Below are 17,768 nucleotides of genomic sequence, written 5' to 3'. Positions count from 1 at the left end.
ATGGGGGAGAACATTCCGGATTTCAAGACTGAAATCAGTGAGATAAATCAGCTGGTGTTTCGATTGCTGAGCGAATCTGCTCCAGACTGGATTTGGAAGCCGTGTCTTTTACCTGCAGGGCAGGATGCAACGTCAGCGTCACGCGGTCGGCTATAAATGGAGCCAGAAAAACCTGGCCTTCAGCGCGGACACCATCTATGCGCACCGGATGAACCGGCGCGCCGGTCCAGGCTGCGAGACGAACCACCCCACCCTTGATGGGTCTGGGCGGATCGCTGTCGAGATGAATCTTGCCGTGTGGAAACAGGGCGATGACTTCACCCTGCTCTAAAGCCCGTCTGGCGGTGCGCAGAGCCTGTTCAGGCCGGCCTTTACGATCCACCGGAATACAACCCGCCAGTTTAAATATCCAGTGTAAAACCGGACGCTGATATTCCTCGGTCGCAATCAAAAAGCGTAACGGCCGGCGGCTGGCCGCGATCAGCAGCAAAGGATCCAGGCCGGACACGTGATTGGCCACCACGATGGCCGGGCCGCTCGCAGGCAAATCGAGCTTGTGCTCAGGTTTGAGGCCGTGCAGATAGCGACATATCAGGCGGGTCCAGCCATCCAGCCAGTTCACATGGGCCCCGCCCCAGTCAGCACGGGCATGAAACAAGCCAATACCCACAACCAGACTGACGCTCAGTCCTGCAAGCCACCAGCCCATATCAAGCCTGGAACGGGGCAGGGTCTCCCATGCCGATACGTACAACTTCCGGCAAGTCGTCGATAAACTCGACAACCGTGGTTGGTTCCGCGCCGCAGGCACCGCCGTCGATAATCAAATCGACCTGTTTACCGATGGCATCTTCGATATCCATCGCTTCTGTCATCGGCAAATCATCTCCAGGCAGTATCAGGGTCGAACTCATCAGAGGCTCGTCGAGTTCTTCCAGCAAGGCCAGTGCAATGGGATGGGTTGGGATCCTGAGACCTATCGATTTCTTTTTAGCGTGCTGGAGACGACGCGGAACCTCTTTGGTGGCCGGCAGAATAAAGGTATAGGGACCGGGCGTGTAGGCCTTCAGCAAACGAAACACGGCATTATTGAATCTCGCGTAGGTCGACAATTCCGACAGATCGCGGCAAACCAGGGTGAAATTGTGATCCGCATCGAGCTCACGCAATCGTCGGATCCGCTCCATCGCGTTTTTATCGCCAATGTAACAGCCGAGCGCATAGCCGGAGTCGGTGGGATAGACCACCAGACCACCATCACGGATGATTTTGCAGGCCTGCTTAATCAGACGTAGCTGCGGGTTTTCAGGGTGGATCTGGAAATACTGACTCATGTCTCTCTCTTTTTCTTGTTGTTTGCCTGGCTGGCAGCCTGTACGCTCAGTGCCACTGTGTCCATATGGGTGTGACGAAAGGCGGCAATGTCGTCATTTTGCCCAGTTCGATCCAGTTATTATCAGGACTATGAAAATCTGAGCCACAGGAAGCCAGTAAGCCAAAGTCTTCCGCCAGTCTGGCCATCACCCGGACTTCTTCAGGATGCTGATTGCCGGATGAGACTTCAATCGCCTCGCCGCCCAGTGACTTGAATTCGTCGACCAGTCGCCGGCGCTTGCTGTTAGTCATTTTATAACGGGCTGGATGGGCGATCACCGCCTGGCCACCGGCAGCACGAATCCAGCCGACAGCTTCCTCCAGCGTTGCCCAGTTACCTGTGACATAGCCGGGTTTGTTTTTGACCAGATAACGATTGAACACATCTTTCATATCTCTGGCATGCCCCTGTTCAACCAGAAAGCGGGCAAAGTGGACGCGTCCCAGCATGGTTTCCGAGGCATACTTTGCGGCGCCTTCCAGCGCGCCGGGAATACCGGCTTTATTGAGGTGCTCAGCGATTTTCCTGGCACGCTCGCGACGATAGTCACGCAGAGCGCTGAGACCCGATTGCAAAGTCTCATTGAGCGGATCCAGTTGCAGGCCGACAATATGGACCGTGGCGCCGTGCCAACTCACCGAGACTTCGACACCGGGAATCAGATTGAGACCATGGTGTTGCGCTGCGACGGTCGCCTCATCCAGCCCCTCCGTGCCATCATGGTCGGTCAGTGCCAGGTGGGTCACACCCTGCTCACTGGCTCGGGCAACCAATTCAGTCGGAGACAGGGCGCCGTCAGAAGCCGTCGAGTGTGTATGTAAGTCGTATTGGGTCATACCTCATATTTTACGATAGAATGTTTTTGTACCCTAATTATCTGAATTTTCGATGAAACTATTTTTTGATTTTTTACCCATTGTGCTGTTCTTTGTCGCTTACAAACTGGGTGGCGGCGTCTACAGTTTCAATGGTGAAACTTATGAGATAGAAGGCATTTACGCGGCAACAGCGGTGATGATTGCTGCCACCTTATTCCAGGTCAGCTATACCTGGCTGCGCCACCGAAGAGTTGAACGTGCCCACCTTATCACCCTGGTGCTGGTTGTACTGCTGGGTGGACTGACTTTGTGGCTACAAAACCCCGATTTCATCAAGTGGAAACCCACTGCGGTTAATTGGCTGTTCGCACTGGTCTTTATCGGGGCTTACCTGTTTACAGACAAATCCCTGCTCGAACGCATGATGGCCGAGCACATCCAGTTACCGATCAAAGTCTGGGCAAGACTCAACCTGGCCTGGATTGTGTTTTTTATTGGCTCCGGTGTCGCCAACCTGTATGTGGCGTTTAACTTTGATGAGGCCACCTGGGTGAATTTCAAACTATTCGGAATGCTGGGGCTGACACTGGTGTTTGTGATTGCTCAATCGATTTACCTGGCGCGCCACGCCGTTGAAATTTCCAAGTAGGAACGCTTTTTATGCCTATGCTTTATGCCATTATCAGCGAAGACCAAGCTGACAGCCTGTCCCGCCGACTCGAGGCAAGGCCCGCTCACCTAGCACGCTTAAAAGCGCTACAGGATGAGGGCCGCTTGATACTGGCCGGCCCACATCCCGCCGTAGATAGTGAAGACCCGGGCCAGGCGGGTTTCAGCGGTAGCCTGGTTGTCGCCGAATTTACCGATCTGGCTGCCGCTGAAGCCTGGGCCAACGCCGACCCGTATATGGCGGCGAATGTTTACGCCAAGGTCACCGTCAAACCCTTTAAAAAAGTTTTACCATGAGCACCGTCAACGCAATTGAACAAGCACTGCAAACACTGGGCCCGGAACTGATTGAAATTGAAGATGACAGTGCCAGTCACGCTGGCCATGCCGGCAACACTGGGGGTGGTCACTATAATCTGCTGATTGTCAGCGACGCTTTCGAAGGCTTATCGCTGATCCAGCGGCACAAGCTGGTCTTCGCAGAAGTGGGCGATTTGATGCAAAGCCAGATCCACGCCCTCAGTATCCGCGCTAAAACCCCGGCCGAATTTCACCGGAGCTGACCAGCCACATGGCCGAACTTCCAGACCGCAAGCAGCAAAACCAGGCATTTCTGCAGGAGTTGGAAAGACAACGGCTTAACAAGGACTGTCTGCGTATCATCGACCTCCGCGGTAAAGTCGCCGGCGAGTGCCAGGCCTATGAGTTCGGTGGACGTGTGCATCACCTTGATGACCGTGCTTATCTGCTGGTCAAACAGCTGATGAGTCGCTTTGATGGCCGATACACCATCGGTGTATACGAAGCATTGTTTAAAGCACTGAAACAACTGGCCCCCGCAGAGGACGCTGTGGTCAATGTCGAGCCGCGGCCAAAGATTTTGTCACTGGATAAATCCATTCAGCGCGCTGAAACCCGCATTGTCTACACGACACCTATCGCGCTTCGTCTTGACGATGTGCTTTATCACGGCCATACGATTGATATGGCAGTCAACGCGATTCGTGTTTCTCTGCGTCGCAGCTACACCCTGCAGTTAGAGGATGAAGTGGCGGTCACTTTTATTGATTTTGCAGAGCAGAATGAAGGCAGTCTGATGAGTCAGTTGCCGTACCGGGTGATCAAGCTGGATCATGATGCCAGCTACACCACCGCAGTATTGAGCCGCATCCGTGACGGCGAGGATGCATTCGCTGAATGGATGCAGCAGTGGCTGGAAGCACAGGCCGGCCATCGGCAACAGGATATAGATAATGACATTCTCAATTTGCAGGCCGGCTTCTATCAACGTTTGTGGTTAGCTGAGCTGAGTTGCCCTCTGCTGTGGCTGGCTGAAGGAAACAGCCCGGAACCGCTATCCGCCTTTCACCTGATGCCATCAGCCCGGTCGCAATTAGCTGGCTGGCAGACATTACAAGCTGACTGGTTGCAAAAGCTGCCCTTGATGGCTTTGGCGAAAGGCGCTGGCACGATCCTGGCCGCTTTTGATAACGCAGTCAGTTTCAGTGCCCCACTGGCGCAGACAGACTCGGTGAAAAAGCTCATTAACTGGCACCTGGCTCAGCCTCTCAGTCGTCTGCTGTTACTGAATGCGACTGAAGTCAGCATCGACAAAACGGCTGCCCAGTATGCTGCAGAGGTAATAGCCGAGGAGGATCCAGAGGAGAGTCGCCAATGTCTCTATCGTGCTGGCCGCACACAACGACGGGTCATGGTCACCGATTTGCAGCCGGCAATGCAGCATCTTCAACCCACGGAGACGGTGACTGCAGCTCAACTCAATCCTTTGCAAACACTGAAACCGATCATTGATAGCCTCAACCTGACCCCAGACACGCTGGATAGCTATATTCAGCGCGACAAACCGCGTTTTTACATCCATACTCCGGTGACGGTCAGTGTCGGAGCGCAGCAATGGTCGGTAACAACCCTGGATGCCTCTGCCGATGGCCTGGCTGTCAGTCTGCCGGCAGACTGCGGCATTAAACTGCATCAGCGACTCCTGATTGATTTCACCCGTTGGCAGACACTGACCGACAAAGTGAAATTGTCAGCGGTTCCCTATGAAGTCAGAAACTCGCTTTATTGGCAGGGTACGCTGCGTCTGGGCCTGCAACGGATAAAAAGCAATTGTCCGGAAAGTCTGAATCAGTTCTTCAACTGGGTAATCAAAAAGAATCAGCAAAAACTCAATGCTAACCAGGATCACAAGATCAAGACTGCCCAGAACCGGCTCTACAGTCAGGCGCTGCTTCCAACACTGGAAAGCATACCGTTATTCATAGGAACAGACACCGATGGCCAGCGCCAGATTCAACTGGTTGGTGAGACCCGACGTAACCAGGCGGCATCTTTGCGGGGATTGTGGCAAGCACTGAACGCCGAGCCGCTCCGGCTCACCGAGCAATTGAAGCAACTCAACACTAGTGAATGTGGACTGATTCAGTCGACCCTATACGCCTATGCCGATAATCATGATAGCTGGATGCTGGCATTTGAGACAGACTTTCAGACGTCGCGCGACAAAGCCGTATTTATCCAGCGTGGGCTGGCTGCCACGCGTTTCAAGGTCTTCATCAGCCAGTTAACACCGGTTAAAAGTCAGGATACGGAGCAGCAGGCTGATTTAATGGCGAAACTCCTTCAGTGGCGGCCGCAACGTGCCCATAAAGTCGCCGCCATCCGCCAGCAGTTGAGTCATTTACAGGGCCTGCTGCAACTGACCGATATCACCGCCTCAATAAGCGCATTTTACCGCGCCTAGGCAGCAGCAATCATCATTTTATCCAGCAGCACCGAGCCACAACGGGTGTTGCCTCTGACGTCGACATCGCTGCCAACCGCCTGCAGCCCCATAAACATCTCCTGCAGGTTGCTGGCGATGGTAAATTCATCGACCGGGTATTGAATTTCACCGTTCTCAACCCAAAACCCGGCCGCCCCCTGGGAATAATCGCCATTGACGATATTGACCCCCATGCCCATGGTTTCGGTGACGATGATGCCCTTGTGCAGGCGTTTTACCAGCGAATCAAAATCGTCATCACAGGTACTGTCGATGGTCAGGTTATGCACGCCACCCGCATTGGCCGTGGTTTTGAGGCCCAGCCTGCGAGCGGCATAACTGTCCAGAACATAATCCTGCAAGATTCCATCGCTGATAATATCGCGATTACGGGTGGCGACGCCCTCTGCATCAAATGTCGCGCTGCCCAGGGCTTTGGCTAAATGAGGCTGCTCGTGGATATGAAGGTAATCCGGGAAAATCTGTTCGCCTTTTTTATCCACCAGAAAGGAAGCATTGCGGTACAACGCACCACCACGAATTGCTGCGATGAATTGACCAAACAGTGACGGCGCCACCTCGGCTGCGAAGATTACCGGATAGCTGCCGGTTTTGACTTCACCGGCGCCCAGTCTGGCAAGGGTACGCTGCGCTGCTCTGAGGCCGACATGGGCTACATTGTCGAGATCCGCGACATCACGTGTCATGTCATACCAGAAGTCCCGTTGCATGCCACGACCGTCTTTCGCAATCAGGCTGGCAGAGACGCTGTGGCGGGTACTGTTTGTGATCCCCATAAAACCATGGCTGTTGGCGTAAATACGTTTACCGCCATGGCTGCTGACGGTAGCCCCCTCCGAGTTACTGATTCGGTCATCAGCATCCAGTCCCGCTGCCTCACACTCGGTCGCCAGCTCAATGGCCTGTTCCACACTCAAATCCCACGGGTGATAGAGCGACAAGTCTGGAAATTCGGTCGCCATTAACTCAGGATCGGCCAGACCGGCGGCCGCATCCGCCTGGGTATGGCGGGCGATGTTGCAGGCGGCTTCCACCGCTTCACGGATGGCGGGCAGACTCAGATCAGAGGTACTGGATGAAGCTTTGCTCTGGCCGAAAAAAACCGTAATCCCCAGCCCGGTATCGTTATTATGTTCGAGGGTTTCGACCTCCCGCTGACGCACTGTCACTGACAGTCCCTTACTCTGGCTTAGGCCTACTTCAGCGGCACTGGCACCACGCTTTTTGGCCTCTTCCAGCGCGATCTGTGCTGCTTGTTCCAAATCCGGTTTTGTCAGTTCACGGCTCATAAGATCAGTTCAACTTCCTCGGTTTGTCCGTCTTTCAGATAAAAGCCGCGCATTTCCAGCACGCCTTTGGTGTTCAGCGAAATAATCAGATACAGGGCATCACTGTAGTTAGTATCTTCAATATCGATTTGTGAAGGCACAGCCGGGCTGCTGGGGTGTGAATGATAAATCGCAAACAGCTGCTGCCCTTTTTCTTTCATTTGCTTGAACGCAGCCAGTTGTTCACTGGCATTCAGTGCGAACAGTACACTGGCATCGGTGGCGACGTTTTCAATCGGGTAGCATTCACATTGCTGGCCTTTTTTCCCCACCAGGCCACAGACTTCCTGAGCCGGTGATAATTGCGCCTGATGCAAAAGCTGGTTTGCCAGCGTTCTGGGAATTTGAATGGTTGTTTTTGTCATTGTGTTACTCAGCATTTTGACATACCGGACAGGTCGGATCCTGCCTCATTTTGATTTCGCGCCAGCCCATGTTGAGCGCATCCAGAATCAATAAACGCCCGGCCAGACTATCTCCCAGTCCCATCAGCAGCTTGACAGTTTCTACTGCCTGCACACCACCGATGACCGACAGGATGGGCGACAGGATACCACTCTCGGAGCAGGTTTCTTCCAATTCACCCTTGTCTTCATACAGACAGCGATAACAGGGCATACCCGGCTGACGTGGATCATACACTGTGACTTGGCCTTCAAACCGAATGGCTGCGCCCGACACCAGTGGCAGGCATTGTTGCTGACTGACTTCGTTGAGCAAAAACCGGGTGGCAAAATTGTCACTGCAGTCGACCAGCACATCAACATCCGCGGTGGCTTCCAGCAGTGCGGTTTTATCCAGTCGTTGTTGAATTAACCTCAACTCAACATCGGAATTGATGGCTTTGAGACGCGCCGCCGCCGAGCTGACTTTGGGTTGGCCGATCTCTGCTTCACTGTGGACAACCTGGCGTTGCAGATTGGACATTTCGACAACATCATCATCCACCAGCGTTAACCGACCGACGCCAGCCGCAGTCAGGTAGGTGGACACCGGTGATCCGAGTCCGCCCAGACCAACGATCATCACATGTGCATCCAACAGTCTCTGCTGACCTTGAATATCGACTTGAGGCAGCAGAATATGGCGGCTGTAGCGTAACAATTGATCGTCGTTCATCAGCGTTTCTATTGATTTAAAACCACATTATAACGGTTGCCCGAAACAGAAGACATGTCAGCCCACTTCAGGGCGCTGTGCCATCACCGCACGGTTATTACCGCCAAAGTCCTGATGCGCACTGATTGCTTCAAAGCCGGTCAGTTGCAGACAATACTGAACCTGGGAAGATTGGTCGTGGCCATGCTCGATCAGCAGCCAGCCACCCGGCTTGAGTCGATCATAGGCCTGCCCGGCGATGCAGCGGATATCGTCCAGCCCCTCTTCGCCTGACACCAGTGCGCTACGCGGCTCAAAACGCACATCGCCCTGCAACAGATGCGGGTCATCGGCACGGATATAGGGTGGATTGGAGACAATCAGATCGAAACAGCCAGGCTGAAAACCTTCAAGCCAGGACATTTGCAGGAAACTGACATTGTGCAAATCATGCTTGTGCGCATTCCTCCTCGCCAATGTCACAGCAGCAAACTGCAAGTCGGTAGCAACGATAGTCACATTCGGCTTCTCGCAGGCCAGAGACAAAGCAATGGCACCGGTACCGGTACCCAGATCGGCCACGGTCATACCCGCCTCTAATTTGGCCAGTGATAAAGACACCAGTAATTCGGTATCGGGTCGCGGAATTAGCGTGGAATCATCGACATCCAGGTCCAGACTCCAGAAGCCGCGGCTGCCGGTAAGATGGGCGACCGGTTCTCCCTGACCTCGCCGGGCAATCAAATCGACAAACTGCTGCCACTGTGACTCGGTAAGCTCTGCTTCCGGCGTGGTCATTAATCGGGTTGGATGACAGGCCAGCACATAACAGAGCAGGAACTGGACATCAACATCGGGACTCAGCGAGCCTGACAGCGCGGCGTGACCGTAGGCCCGGGCTTCCTGGATAGTCGGCATCATCCGGATATTAGATCAGCGCCAGGATGATAGCCACGACGGCCAGCAGTCCCGCACCGATGGCGATATTGCGCTGCAGTGTCAGTTGGGATGTCAGTGATTCACTGTCCTGCGTCTGTTGTTCGTTTTCCGCCTGTTTTGCCTGCCAGTGCTGTGCAATCACTTCCGGCACCCGCTGGTCGAGTTGCTGTTGTATCTGGCTATTGATATCAGCCTGTAATGCGTGCCTGAGCTCCTGTTCCAGTTGTTCGCGGATCTGGTTTTGTTGCTGCAGCAGCCAGCCGGCGGCTTCATCACGCAAAACCCGATTGAGTTTGTCGTTCAGGCCGAAATTATTCAGTGCGGAATCAATCGCCGACTGGGCCAGCTCTGAAATACGCTGCTCGGTGGTCGCCGAAAAGCGCTGACTGAGCTCGCCAAACTGCTGTTGGACTGAGTCGCTCAACTGCCGACTCAGTTCAGTGAGTTTATCCAGCCCGGTTTGCGACTCTGACGCCTGTTGCTGTTGCGCCAGTTGCTGTTGTATTTCAGCCAGCGAAGCATTCAGCTTTTGCTCGAGTTCCGGTTGCAGTTGCGCCCGCAACTCGGCAACCAGGCTGTCTGTCGGTATTTTCTCTGCTGGCGTTGATGCCGACGCCTTTGACACAGTGGGTGCAGGCGCAATATCAGCCAGCAATGCCTCAACCGCCTCCGCAGCCGGCGGTTTCGCCAGCACCGCAGTGGCGCCGCTTGCCAGGGCCTGTTTCAGCTCTTCCTCTGTTTCTTTGCCGGTACAGATAATCACGGGTATGCCTGTCCAGTCAGGGTTTTCCTTGATTTGACGGGTGGCTGTCAGACCATCGATACCGCCCATCATCACGTCCATAAAAATGATGTCAGGCAAAGCGTCTGTTTCCTGCAGCCATTGCATGGCCTCTTCTGCACTGCCTCTCTCGGTCAGGGTGAAACCATGACTCTGCAACAGTTTGCTCAGGGTCAATCTGGCGACTTTGGAATCATCAACAAGCAACGCGGATTTTGTCTGCATGATAGTCCTCTGTGGTCGGATCAACTGACGCGGTAGGCATCGAGGCTGATCGATTCAACTTTTTTACCCAGCATGACGATATGTCCACGATAGCGCTGTTGCATATCACTGGCAAACTCGAAGAAATAAGTACGCTGCAGACTGACACGGCCGGCACGGTTACGTTTGAGGCGGATCTTCTGCCACGCCACCGTATCATTCAGAAAGCTGACCCCGGCATTGCCGCAATAAGCCCGGGCAGCCGTTGTGGCGCGTTCAGCGACGCCCCGGCTGTCCCACCACAACCAGGCTATGATAGCCAGTAACAGAAACAGAAAGGTGCTTTCATTCATGCCAGGTCCCCCCACAAGGTCTGAACCACCGCCAGTGCGGCAGTAGCGGCAGTCTCAGTACGAAGAATGCGGGGACCGAACTGCAGGGCGGTAAAGTCGTTTGATTGTGCCAGTTGAATTTCAGAGTCTGATAAGCCGCCTTCAGGCCCTATTAACAAGGTAAGCGTTGAGGGCTTGTTCAGATCATGAAACCCGGTTGAGGCTTCCGGATCCAGTACCAGCCTGAGATCGTCAGAAACCTGAGTTAATGCTTGCTCCAGCGAAGTGACTTGTGCAAGTTCAGGCAGATAACTGCGCCCACTTTGCTCGCAGGCACTGACCAACACCCCCAGCCAGTGCGCCATTCTTTTCTGGGCACGTTCATGGCTGAGCTGAACATTGCAACGCTCGGTTACCACCGGGACGATCGTTCTGACTCCCAATTCCACCGCTTTCTGGATCGCAAAGTCCATGCGTTCACCACGGGAAATACCCTGAAGCAGGGTGATCTGCAGCGGCGACTCGCTGACTTGACTCAGTTCTTCCCCCAGACTTGCCTGCGAACGCCTTTTTTCCACTTCTGTCAGCTTGGCTTCAAATTCCCTGCCCTTGCCGTCAAACAGACGTATCATTGCTCCCGGTTTGAGCCGTAATACCTGAACAGCATGGCGATGCACCGCATCAGGCAAATCAAAAAGAGCTTGTTCAGAATCGAGTTGGGGACAGTAAAATCGTGGCACTCGCATGCAAATCGCAATCAAATATCATCTTAACAGTCCCGCAGTTTACCCTGTGCCCGCCTCAGATTGAATTAAATTCTCAAGGCGCTGTTATACTCACCGTATGGAAATTGACCGGCAACAGTTACAGAATATCGTCAGAGAGGTGGCGCAAGAGACGCTGTTGCCGCTTTATCACAACGTCCAGCGCGAATACAAAAAAGACGGCAGTATCATCACCCGCGCCGATAAGGCCGTGCAGCAGGCATTAACCCAGCGATTAGCCACTGTTTGTCCGGAAGTTCTGTTGCTGGGCGAGGAAATGCCGACTGAAGCACAACAGTCCCTGCTCGATTCGGGCAAACCTTTATGGTGTCTCGACCCGGTTGATGGCACCAGTAATTTTGCCACCGGCTTACCCTTTTTTTCGATCTCGCTGGCATTGATAGAGTCCGGTGAAGTCAAAGCCGGTATCGTACTGGACCCGGTCCGGAATGAGCTGTTTTCCGCTGTTCAGGGTCAGGGTGCCTGGCTCAATGATTCACCGCTGCAGACAGAAGAAACCGGCCTGCCGCTCAAACGCAGTATCGCTTTTGTCGACTTTAAGCGGCTGCCCAAATCCCTCGCCAGCCGTATTGTCAGTGACAGACCCTATGGCTCCCAGCGAAACCTCGGCTCTATCGCGCTGGAACTGTGCTGGCTGGCCGCCGGACGCGGTCATATTTATCTGCATGGCAGCCAGCATATATGGGATTATGCGGCCGCCGATCTTATCCTCGCCGAGGCGGGCGGTTACGCCCAAACCCTGCAGGGGGATGCCCCCTTCAGTCATTCCCTGCAAACCCGTTCAACCTATGCCGCCGTCGATCACGCGCTTTTCAAACAATGGCAGCACTATCTGGCTGAGGCAGTTGAATGACAGTAAACGCATTCATACAACCCGACTGGCCGGCCCCGACCCCGATCAAAGCTTTATCGACCACCCGTCTCGGTGGCATCAGTCAGCCTCCCTATGACAGCCTGAATCTTGGCCTGCATGTGAATGATGATCATGACAAGGTGCTCAACAACCGCCGGTGGCTGACCCGGTCTGCCGGACTCCCTTCCTCGCCTTTGTGGCTGGAGCAGGTCCATGGCACCCGGGTGATTGATGCCAATGACTGGCACGCAGGCATTGAGGCCGACGCCCTATTCAGCCGCCAGGCCGGGCAGGTCTGTCCGGTAATGACGGCAGACTGTCTACCGGTATTGTTTTGTGATGATGACGGCAAGATGGTGGCAGCGGCCCATGCCGGCTGGCGCGGCCTGCTCAATGGCGTGCTGGAAAATACGGTGTCACAGTTTTCCTGCTCTGCGAACAAAATCCTGGCCTGGTTAGGCCCCGCTATTGGCCCGCAACAATTTGAAGTCGGCAGCGAGGTCTTTGACGCGTTCTGCTCACACTCGGCAGCGGCCGGGCAGGCATTCCGCCCGCACCGCAGCGGTCATTATCTGGCCGATATTTATCTGCTTGCCCGCCAGCGCTTGAACCGGCTGGGCGTTGACAAAATCTATGGTGGTGAGCATTGCACCGTAGCCGAAGCCGATCAATTCTTCTCTTATCGCCGCGATGGTGAGACCGGCAGAATGGCCTCACTTATCTGGATTGAGCATAAATAAGGTATCATTATCCGCTTAATTTTTTAGTAGGTGGTTATGGATTTACTTATCTGGATTATCGGCTTCAGTCTGCTCGGCGGACTGTTGAGCGTGGCGATCGCATCGTCCTTTCTGATGCTGTCAGAGAAGCATCGCGGCATCGCGGTTCCGCACCTGGTCAGCTTCGCTATTGGCGCACTGTTGGGGGCCTCTTTTCTGGGCCTGTTACCGCACGCCATTGAACACACTTACGCTGTAGATGCCCATGAAATCGGCCTGACCCTGCTGCTGGGTCTGCTGCTGTTTTTCGTATTGGAGAAAATGGTGCTCTGGCGTCACTGCCACAGTCACCATGGCGATGAGCATATCCCCGAACTGGACCGCCCCGACCATCATGGTGGCCACCACCATGAAGCGGCTGGCCCTTTGATTCTCGTTGGCGACACCATCCATAACTTTGTTGACGGCATTCTGATTGCGGCTGCCTTTATGACCGATATTCATCTGGGTATCGTCACCGCGCTCGCTATCGCCGCACACGAGATTCCCCAGGAGCTGGGTGACTTTGTGATTCTGCTGCACAGTGGCTTCACCCGCCGCAAAGCCCTGTATTTCAATATACTTTCCAGCCTGGGCACAGTCGCCGGCGCCTTGCTGGCCTATTTCACGCTGGGTGATATGCAGCACCTGCTGCCTTATATCCTGGTCATTGCCGCCTCCAGCTTTATCTATGTCGCCGTGGCCGACTTGATTCCGGGCCTGCATACCCGCATCAAGCCGCGTGAAACACTGCAGCAAATCGTGCTGATTGCGCTGGGGGTCATATTTATTTTCATTACCCACAGCACGCTGCACTGAGAGCCGATGCCTCAACAGCGGATAAACAAAATTCTGATTGTCGGCCCATCCTGGGTCGGCGATATGGTGATGGCGCAGTCATTATTTAAGGCGCTGAAGTCAGACAACCCATCGCTGCAGATTGATGTGCTGGCGATGGCGTGGACCAGACCTTTGTTGCAGCGCATGCCTGAGGTCAGTAATGCGATAGCCATGCCGCTGAGCCATGGTGTGTTCGGCTGGTCGATGCGCAGAAAACTGGGTAAAGAATTGGCCAGGCACAACTATGATCAGGCCATCGTGCTACCCAACTCCTGGAAATCGGCATTGATTCCCTGGTTTGCCGGTATTCCGATCCGCACCGGCTGGCGGGGTGAGATGCGTTATGGGCTGCTCAACGATATCCGCAAACTGGATAAACAAGCGTTACCCATGATGGTCCAGCGCTTTGTCTCCCTGGCCTATCCCGCCACAGAATCTCACGCCGCCCCCAGTTACCAGGCACCAATGATGGAACCCTTTCCGGTCAGCGATGATATCAATCCGTATCTTAAACCCGATCAAAAGCGCCTGATTCTCTGTCCCGGCGCTGAGTTCGGCCCGGCTAAACAATGGCCACCCGAATATTACGCAGAAGTTGCCAACAACTTGCTTGACCAGGGCTGGCAGGTAATAGTACTGGGCTCCAAAGCCGATCAAAAAACCGCGGCCCAGATCGAGAGCGCTATCGCCCAGGCGCATCAGTCTGAATTTGTGAACCTGACTGGGCAGACACAACTTGAACAAGCGATTGACCTGTTAGGTACCGCTGACTGGGTCATTTCCAACGACTCCGGCCTAATGCACATCGCCGCAGCACTGCAACGTCCGCTGGTCGCTATCTATGGTCCCACCTCAACCGCTTTCACTCCGCCACTTGCGGACAATGCCCATATCGTGCAGATTGATATTGAGTGCAGTCCCTGTTTTGAGCGGGAATGTCCACTCGGGCATCATCGTTGTATGCGGGACCTGACTGTTGACTCTGTCAAACAAGTCATAACCAGCTAGTAACTCCACTCTCAGTTTAGAACACGCAATGGAAGCACCTGATAATCAAACGACATTTCAAAAGTACTGGGATATGACCACCGAATGGTTTGAACCCCCCAACAGAGAACGCGGTGGGTGGAGCGGTGTCATAAAGACGGATGTCAGTATCAATGGCCAGCAGATTCCCGCCTTCATCAAGCGTCAGGAAAACTACACGACGCACTCCCTCAGGTTTCTGTTATTCAATCAGCCAACTTACGAGAGAGAGTTCTGTAACATCCGGCTGTTACAAAAAAAGCATATTCCCACTCTTGATCCCCTGTTTTTCGGTAAAGAGGGTAAAAAGGCCGTCTTGGTCACCAAGTCACTTGAAGGCTTCGCGCCGCTGTCATCGCAAATCATTAAAGCCCTGCCGAACCTCGAACAGTACGCCTTAATGAGCGTGATTGCAGAGACATTATCTCAATTGCACCGGCATCGACTGGTTCACAATTGCCTTTATCCAAAACATATTTTTGTAAAAAAAGAGCAAGCCTGGTGCGTCAAGTTAATCGACCTGGAAAAAATGCGAACGACGCTGTCAAAAGGTCTCGCCCGAAAGCGTGATTTCGACGCTTTATTCCGAAAGAGATACGGTGTCTGGAATGTACGTTTGATAACACAGTTCATCAGAAGCTATTATTCTGAGAAGCACCTGTCACCGTCTTCCAAAAAAATGGTCAGGCAACTTGCAACTCGCATTTGATTAAATCAGTTCCGCTGTTAATGCTTCCTTGTTGAGAATCTTCTGCAAGTTGACAGCGATTAATGCAGAAGGCGCGTTAATATCACCGACATGATATTGGGCAAATTGTCTTGTTTTCTGTTGGAAGTGTTCCAATTCAGTCGCGATCGCCTTAAACCTGAGTTCGAGCTCTGAAGGCTGGTTTAAAATTCTGCCTAAATATTGTTCGTAGCAAAAATAATCTTCATTGTCAGCCGTACTCACCAGCAATGGGACAATGCCAAGTATCGAGACATCCAATATGGCATTGGTATAGCCACATATCGCCACTGCAGCCTGGTGAGACGCCCCAAGGTCCTCAATCAGTCGGAACCGTGCTGGCTCAAGCTGCTGAGTAAGCGAGTGCCATAGCTGTTTATTGCTTCTGGGGTGGGGCTTGAAAAGCAATGTCATTCGAGGATTCGCATTAACAAAGCTTATCGCGGACTGGTAGACCTGTCTGATCTCATCCTTCTCTTCATGCCCAGGGCCACTACCCAATAAAAGCACCGTATTGGCATTACGTTCCACTGCTGTGGGGATTTGGCTTGTATTCAGTCTGGAGAAAACCGCTCTTGCCCCTGTCTGCACGCAGTAGGTGTCTCTACCATACAAAAAAGCTCGTTGCTTCAGATTGTCGATCGAGCTTTTACCGTAAAGGAAATAATAGTCGTAATCTACCAGACTGAACTTACGGTAATTTCTGGTAGGGATACTATGCGCAATGTGTACAACCTTAATTCCCCGATCGTTGGCCATTGTCCTCAGAACTGGAGAAGTTTCTGCACCGTTGGATTCGGTGACAACAATTTTGGGTTGATAAAAGTCAAGCAGGTATTGAACATACGAAGCAAGCACATAAAAATTAATTGATGTATGACTGAGCGAAGTTCGGCGCAGGAAGCGCTTTGAGATCGCCTCCGTGGGTTTGGCTTGTAAGATACTTTTATGCGTGATCGTGGCGGGGAAATGCGCCGTTATGTCATCAAAGGTTAATGTTTTTACTGAACGCCTCAGGAAGAGTATATCAATCGGTTCAGGCGTTATTTCCACCGAACTGTCTTTGAGCCTCGCCTGTAAACTCATCAACCCATAGCGGCACCAGCGGGTGATGAAACTCGCTGTTGATTGTTGCCGCTGCCACTTCAAGTATCCCTGGAAAGTGCTGAAGCTTGTTTTCCGTGAGCTCATCTGTTTTCAAGATTTTTTCTGCAAACGATAAGGAATGCCGGCAACCAGTAGTAGAACCAAAAAGTGGAAGGCCTTGTTACAAACATACCACCATCTATAGAAATCATCAGACAGCCGTAGATAAACCATATAGTCAATAAACGACTATATAGTTTGTCTGACTTATCACTAACACCTCTATAGATAACATACAGCGTCAACGATAAGAAAAGTAACAGGCCCACGAGGCCTCCGACCTGTAATGACTGCATAAAGGTATTGTGAGGCTTTGAGAAAAGTTTTTCGTGGCTGGGAATAGACAGACGATCTTCCGGGTTCCAGCCACTACCAAAGATCAGGTGCTCCTTAGCGACATCCCAGGAAGCGATAATCAGATCAAGTCGATAATTTGGCGACGTCACTCTATCGACCACTTTCTCACCAATGAATAATGCCGCCAACAATCCAGCGCATAGAGCAAGAGCAACAAAGACGCTATCGCGGGATTTATAGCTTGGTGTCACGGCGAACATCAGCAGGAAGACAGACACGATAAAGAATAAATTAGCACCACGACTCCTTGTGATAACCAATAAACAAATCATCATCCCTGTTGCAACGAGCAGAAAAGCCGCCTGTCGGGGATCGGAACTCTGCCTGTAATAGAAAATCGCTGAGAGACTTGCGATGCCGAGAAAAAAGCCCGTTTCTATGGGATTGTCTGTCAGACCGAGGAAAGAAGAGTGCGTAAACCTATTGGAAAAATCATACCCCGGCCACTGCATAAACAGACTTAACAGACTGATAACGACCCCGGACACAATCACAGTTATCAACACCCAGCGAGTAACCTGAGTAAAATCATGGCGTCTGAGGATATGCGACATACAAATATAAAATATCAGTATGTAGACACTGTGTTTTACGCTTTTCTCAAAATAATCACCGGGGTCTGTGGACCAGAGAGTACTGCTTGAGTAATAAGCAAGTACTAAAAGCAGCCCCCATAAAAACGGATCGTTGTGAAAAAATTGCCGCCTCTCCGTCACCAGAAAATAGAGGAACAACACCCCGAACATGACATAGAAGACCTGCTCTTTACTCTCAGTCAGCAAGTAGAAACTACTCACAAACACTAACAACGGCAGCAAGGTGGCCTTCTGGATGACTGGGGCTAATGGCATAAAAGAAGTCTGGTGGCTATGAGATAAAATAGTTGACGCGGCATTATAACTTGATCACCGCGCTTGATGTTAGAA

At 52.7% G+C, this 17,768-nt stretch carries 21 protein-coding genes; 9 read left to right on the top strand and 12 right to left on the bottom strand.

The window, feature by feature from the left end; all coding sequences use genetic code 11:
* Nucleotides 1–34: 34 nt before the first annotated feature.
* Genes OMQ46_RS14985 through OMQ46_RS14975 form a run of 3 tightly spaced genes read right to left on the bottom strand, consistent with a single transcriptional unit; the run spans nt 35 to nt 2,211 of the window.
* Nucleotides 35–709, bottom strand: a complete 675-nt coding sequence (locus OMQ46_RS14985) for a lysophospholipid acyltransferase family protein (protein WP_266238215.1) — start codon at nt 707–709, stop codon at nt 35–37.
* A 1-nt stretch (nt 710) separates the two neighbouring features.
* Nucleotides 711–1,334 (bottom strand): L-threonylcarbamoyladenylate synthase, encoded by a 624-nt coding sequence (locus OMQ46_RS14980; RefSeq protein WP_266238214.1) that lies wholly within the window; start codon nt 1,332–1,334, stop codon nt 711–713.
* A 46-nt stretch (nt 1,335–1,380) separates the two neighbouring features.
* Nucleotides 1,381–2,211 carry a PHP domain-containing protein gene (locus OMQ46_RS14975; protein ID WP_266238213.1) on the bottom strand — a complete coding sequence of 277 codons (831 nt, stop codon included), beginning with the start codon at nt 2,209–2,211 and terminating at the stop codon, nt 1,381–1,383.
* Between the two features lie 52 nt (nt 2,212–2,263).
* On the opposite strand from OMQ46_RS14975, the gene OMQ46_RS14970 reads away from it, so the two are divergent.
* Genes OMQ46_RS14970 through OMQ46_RS14955 form a run of 4 tightly spaced genes read left to right on the top strand, consistent with a single transcriptional unit; the run spans nt 2,264 to nt 5,626 of the window.
* Nucleotides 2,264–2,842, top strand: a complete 579-nt coding sequence (locus OMQ46_RS14970) for a septation protein A (RefSeq protein ID WP_266238212.1) — start codon at nt 2,264–2,266, stop codon at nt 2,840–2,842.
* A gap of 17 nt (nt 2,843–2,859) precedes the next feature.
* Nucleotides 2,860–3,159 (top strand): YciI family protein, encoded by a 300-nt coding sequence (locus OMQ46_RS14965; protein ID WP_266238417.1) that lies wholly within the window; start codon nt 2,860–2,862, stop codon nt 3,157–3,159.
* Nucleotides 3,156–3,425 carry a BolA family protein gene (locus OMQ46_RS14960; protein WP_266238211.1) on the top strand — a complete coding sequence of 90 codons (270 nt, stop codon included), beginning with the start codon at nt 3,156–3,158 and terminating at the stop codon, nt 3,423–3,425. The genes OMQ46_RS14965 and OMQ46_RS14960 overlap by 4 nt, the downstream gene beginning before the upstream one ends.
* A gap of 8 nt (nt 3,426–3,433) precedes the next feature.
* Nucleotides 3,434–5,626 carry a PilZ domain-containing protein gene (locus OMQ46_RS14955; RefSeq protein ID WP_266238210.1) on the top strand — a complete coding sequence of 731 codons (2,193 nt, stop codon included), beginning with the start codon at nt 3,434–3,436 and terminating at the stop codon, nt 5,624–5,626.
* On the opposite strand, the gene pmbA is transcribed toward OMQ46_RS14955, so the two are convergent.
* Genes pmbA through OMQ46_RS14920 form a run of 7 tightly spaced genes read right to left on the bottom strand, consistent with a single transcriptional unit; the run spans nt 5,623 to nt 11,096 of the window.
* The gene (gene pmbA, locus OMQ46_RS14950; RefSeq protein WP_266238209.1) at nt 5,623–6,957 is read right to left on the bottom strand and encodes a metalloprotease PmbA; all 1,335 of its coding nucleotides are present in this window, start codon (nt 6,955–6,957) and stop codon (nt 5,623–5,625) included. The genes OMQ46_RS14955 and pmbA overlap by 4 nt on opposite strands.
* Nucleotides 6,954–7,361, bottom strand: a complete 408-nt coding sequence (locus tag OMQ46_RS14945) for a M67 family metallopeptidase (RefSeq protein WP_266238208.1) — start codon at nt 7,359–7,361, stop codon at nt 6,954–6,956. The genes pmbA and OMQ46_RS14945 overlap by 4 nt, the downstream gene beginning before the upstream one ends.
* Before the next feature lie 4 nt (nt 7,362–7,365).
* Entirely contained in the window at nt 7,366–8,115 is a 750-nt protein-coding gene (locus tag OMQ46_RS14940; RefSeq protein ID WP_266238207.1) for a HesA/MoeB/ThiF family protein, read from the bottom strand.
* A 57-nt stretch (nt 8,116–8,172) separates the two neighbouring features.
* Entirely contained in the window at nt 8,173–9,015 is an 843-nt protein-coding gene (prmC, locus tag OMQ46_RS14935) for a peptide chain release factor N(5)-glutamine methyltransferase (RefSeq protein WP_266238206.1), read from the bottom strand.
* Between the two features lie 7 nt (nt 9,016–9,022).
* On the bottom strand, nt 9,023–10,039 hold the full coding sequence (locus OMQ46_RS14930) for a response regulator (RefSeq protein WP_266238205.1): 1,017 nt from the start codon (nt 10,037–10,039) through the stop codon (nt 9,023–9,025).
* 20 nt (nt 10,040–10,059) lie between these two features.
* On the bottom strand, nt 10,060–10,371 hold the full coding sequence (locus tag OMQ46_RS14925; protein ID WP_266238204.1) for a DUF3301 domain-containing protein: 312 nt from the start codon (nt 10,369–10,371) through the stop codon (nt 10,060–10,062).
* A complete protein-coding gene (locus OMQ46_RS14920; RefSeq protein WP_266238203.1) occupies nt 10,368–11,096 on the bottom strand; it encodes a 16S rRNA (uracil(1498)-N(3))-methyltransferase in 729 nt (242 codons plus the stop codon). The genes OMQ46_RS14925 and OMQ46_RS14920 overlap by 4 nt, the downstream gene beginning before the upstream one ends.
* 97 nt (nt 11,097–11,193) lie before the next feature.
* Between OMQ46_RS14920 and OMQ46_RS14915 the strand changes: the two genes are divergently transcribed.
* Genes OMQ46_RS14915 through OMQ46_RS14895 form a run of 5 tightly spaced genes read left to right on the top strand, consistent with a single transcriptional unit; the run spans nt 11,194 to nt 15,321 of the window.
* Nucleotides 11,194–11,988: an inositol monophosphatase family protein gene (locus OMQ46_RS14915; RefSeq protein WP_266238202.1), complete on the top strand. Its 795-nt coding sequence runs from the start codon at nt 11,194–11,196 to the stop codon at nt 11,986–11,988.
* Nucleotides 11,985–12,728: a peptidoglycan editing factor PgeF gene (gene pgeF, locus OMQ46_RS14910; protein ID WP_266238201.1), complete on the top strand. Its 744-nt coding sequence runs from the start codon at nt 11,985–11,987 to the stop codon at nt 12,726–12,728. Before OMQ46_RS14915 ends, pgeF begins: the two co-directional genes overlap by 4 nt.
* 36 nt (nt 12,729–12,764) lie before the next feature.
* Nucleotides 12,765–13,565, top strand: coding sequence for a ZIP family metal transporter (locus OMQ46_RS14905; RefSeq protein WP_266238200.1), 801 nt, complete (start codon nt 12,765–12,767; stop codon nt 13,563–13,565).
* Between the two features lie 6 nt (nt 13,566–13,571).
* A complete protein-coding gene (gene waaF / locus OMQ46_RS14900; protein WP_266238199.1) occupies nt 13,572–14,594 on the top strand; it encodes a lipopolysaccharide heptosyltransferase II in 1,023 nt (340 codons plus the stop codon).
* A 28-nt stretch (nt 14,595–14,622) separates the two neighbouring features.
* Nucleotides 14,623–15,321, top strand: coding sequence for a lipopolysaccharide kinase InaA family protein (locus OMQ46_RS14895; RefSeq protein WP_266238198.1), 699 nt, complete (start codon nt 14,623–14,625; stop codon nt 15,319–15,321).
* Here the strand turns inward: OMQ46_RS14895 and OMQ46_RS14890 are convergent, their stop codons facing one another.
* Both OMQ46_RS14890 and OMQ46_RS14885 read right to left on the bottom strand, forming a co-directional pair.
* Nucleotides 15,322–16,530: a hypothetical protein gene (locus OMQ46_RS14890; protein ID WP_266238196.1), complete on the bottom strand. Its 1,209-nt coding sequence runs from the start codon at nt 16,528–16,530 to the stop codon at nt 15,322–15,324.
* Nucleotides 16,527–17,693 carry an O-antigen ligase family protein gene (locus OMQ46_RS14885; protein ID WP_266238194.1) on the bottom strand — a complete coding sequence of 389 codons (1,167 nt, stop codon included), beginning with the start codon at nt 17,691–17,693 and terminating at the stop codon, nt 16,527–16,529. Before OMQ46_RS14885 ends, OMQ46_RS14890 begins: the two co-directional genes overlap by 4 nt.
* Between the last annotated feature and the right edge of the window lie 75 nt (nt 17,694–17,768).

The sequence above is a fragment of the Methylophaga sp. OBS1 genome (assembly GCF_026319365.1).
Note: the sequence above shows the minus strand (reverse complement) of the source record. Positions and strands in the feature narration are given on the sequence as shown.

Excerpts from the sequence above, each read along its gene's own strand:
- OMQ46_RS14985 (WP_266238215.1), bottom strand. The coding sequence starts at position 709 with ATGGGCTGGTGGCTTGCAGGACTGAGCGTCAGTCTGGTTGTGGGTATT.
- OMQ46_RS14980 (WP_266238214.1), bottom strand. The coding sequence starts at position 1,334 with ATGAGTCAGTATTTCCAGATCCACCCTGAAAACCCGCAGCTACGTCTG.
- OMQ46_RS14975 (WP_266238213.1), bottom strand. The coding sequence starts at position 2,211 with ATGACCCAATACGACTTACATACACACTCGACGGCTTCTGACGGCGCC.
- OMQ46_RS14970 (WP_266238212.1), top strand. The coding sequence starts at position 2,264 with ATGAAACTATTTTTTGATTTTTTACCCATTGTGCTGTTCTTTGTCGCT.
- OMQ46_RS14965 (WP_266238417.1), top strand. The coding sequence starts at position 2,860 with ATGCTTTATGCCATTATCAGCGAAGACCAAGCTGACAGCCTGTCCCGC.
- OMQ46_RS14960 (WP_266238211.1), top strand. The coding sequence starts at position 3,156 with ATGAGCACCGTCAACGCAATTGAACAAGCACTGCAAACACTGGGCCCG.
- OMQ46_RS14955 (WP_266238210.1), top strand. The coding sequence starts at position 3,434 with ATGGCCGAACTTCCAGACCGCAAGCAGCAAAACCAGGCATTTCTGCAG.
- pmbA (WP_266238209.1), bottom strand. The coding sequence starts at position 6,957 with ATGAGCCGTGAACTGACAAAACCGGATTTGGAACAAGCAGCACAGATC.
- OMQ46_RS14945 (WP_266238208.1), bottom strand. The coding sequence starts at position 7,361 with ATGACAAAAACAACCATTCAAATTCCCAGAACGCTGGCAAACCAGCTT.
- OMQ46_RS14940 (WP_266238207.1), bottom strand. The coding sequence starts at position 8,115 with ATGAACGACGATCAATTGTTACGCTACAGCCGCCATATTCTGCTGCCT.
- prmC (WP_266238206.1), bottom strand. The coding sequence starts at position 9,015 with ATGATGCCGACTATCCAGGAAGCCCGGGCCTACGGTCACGCCGCGCTG.
- OMQ46_RS14930 (WP_266238205.1), bottom strand. The coding sequence starts at position 10,039 with ATGCAGACAAAATCCGCGTTGCTTGTTGATGATTCCAAAGTCGCCAGA.
- OMQ46_RS14925 (WP_266238204.1), bottom strand. The coding sequence starts at position 10,371 with ATGAATGAAAGCACCTTTCTGTTTCTGTTACTGGCTATCATAGCCTGG.
- OMQ46_RS14920 (WP_266238203.1), bottom strand. The coding sequence starts at position 11,096 with ATGCGAGTGCCACGATTTTACTGTCCCCAACTCGATTCTGAACAAGCT.
- OMQ46_RS14915 (WP_266238202.1), top strand. The coding sequence starts at position 11,194 with ATGGAAATTGACCGGCAACAGTTACAGAATATCGTCAGAGAGGTGGCG.
- pgeF (WP_266238201.1), top strand. The coding sequence starts at position 11,985 with ATGACAGTAAACGCATTCATACAACCCGACTGGCCGGCCCCGACCCCG.
- OMQ46_RS14905 (WP_266238200.1), top strand. The coding sequence starts at position 12,765 with ATGGATTTACTTATCTGGATTATCGGCTTCAGTCTGCTCGGCGGACTG.
- waaF (WP_266238199.1), top strand. The coding sequence starts at position 13,572 with ATGCCTCAACAGCGGATAAACAAAATTCTGATTGTCGGCCCATCCTGG.
- OMQ46_RS14895 (WP_266238198.1), top strand. The coding sequence starts at position 14,623 with ATGGAAGCACCTGATAATCAAACGACATTTCAAAAGTACTGGGATATG.
- OMQ46_RS14890 (WP_266238196.1), bottom strand. The coding sequence starts at position 16,530 with ATGAGCTCACGGAAAACAAGCTTCAGCACTTTCCAGGGATACTTGAAG.
- OMQ46_RS14885 (WP_266238194.1), bottom strand. The coding sequence starts at position 17,693 with ATGCCATTAGCCCCAGTCATCCAGAAGGCCACCTTGCTGCCGTTGTTA.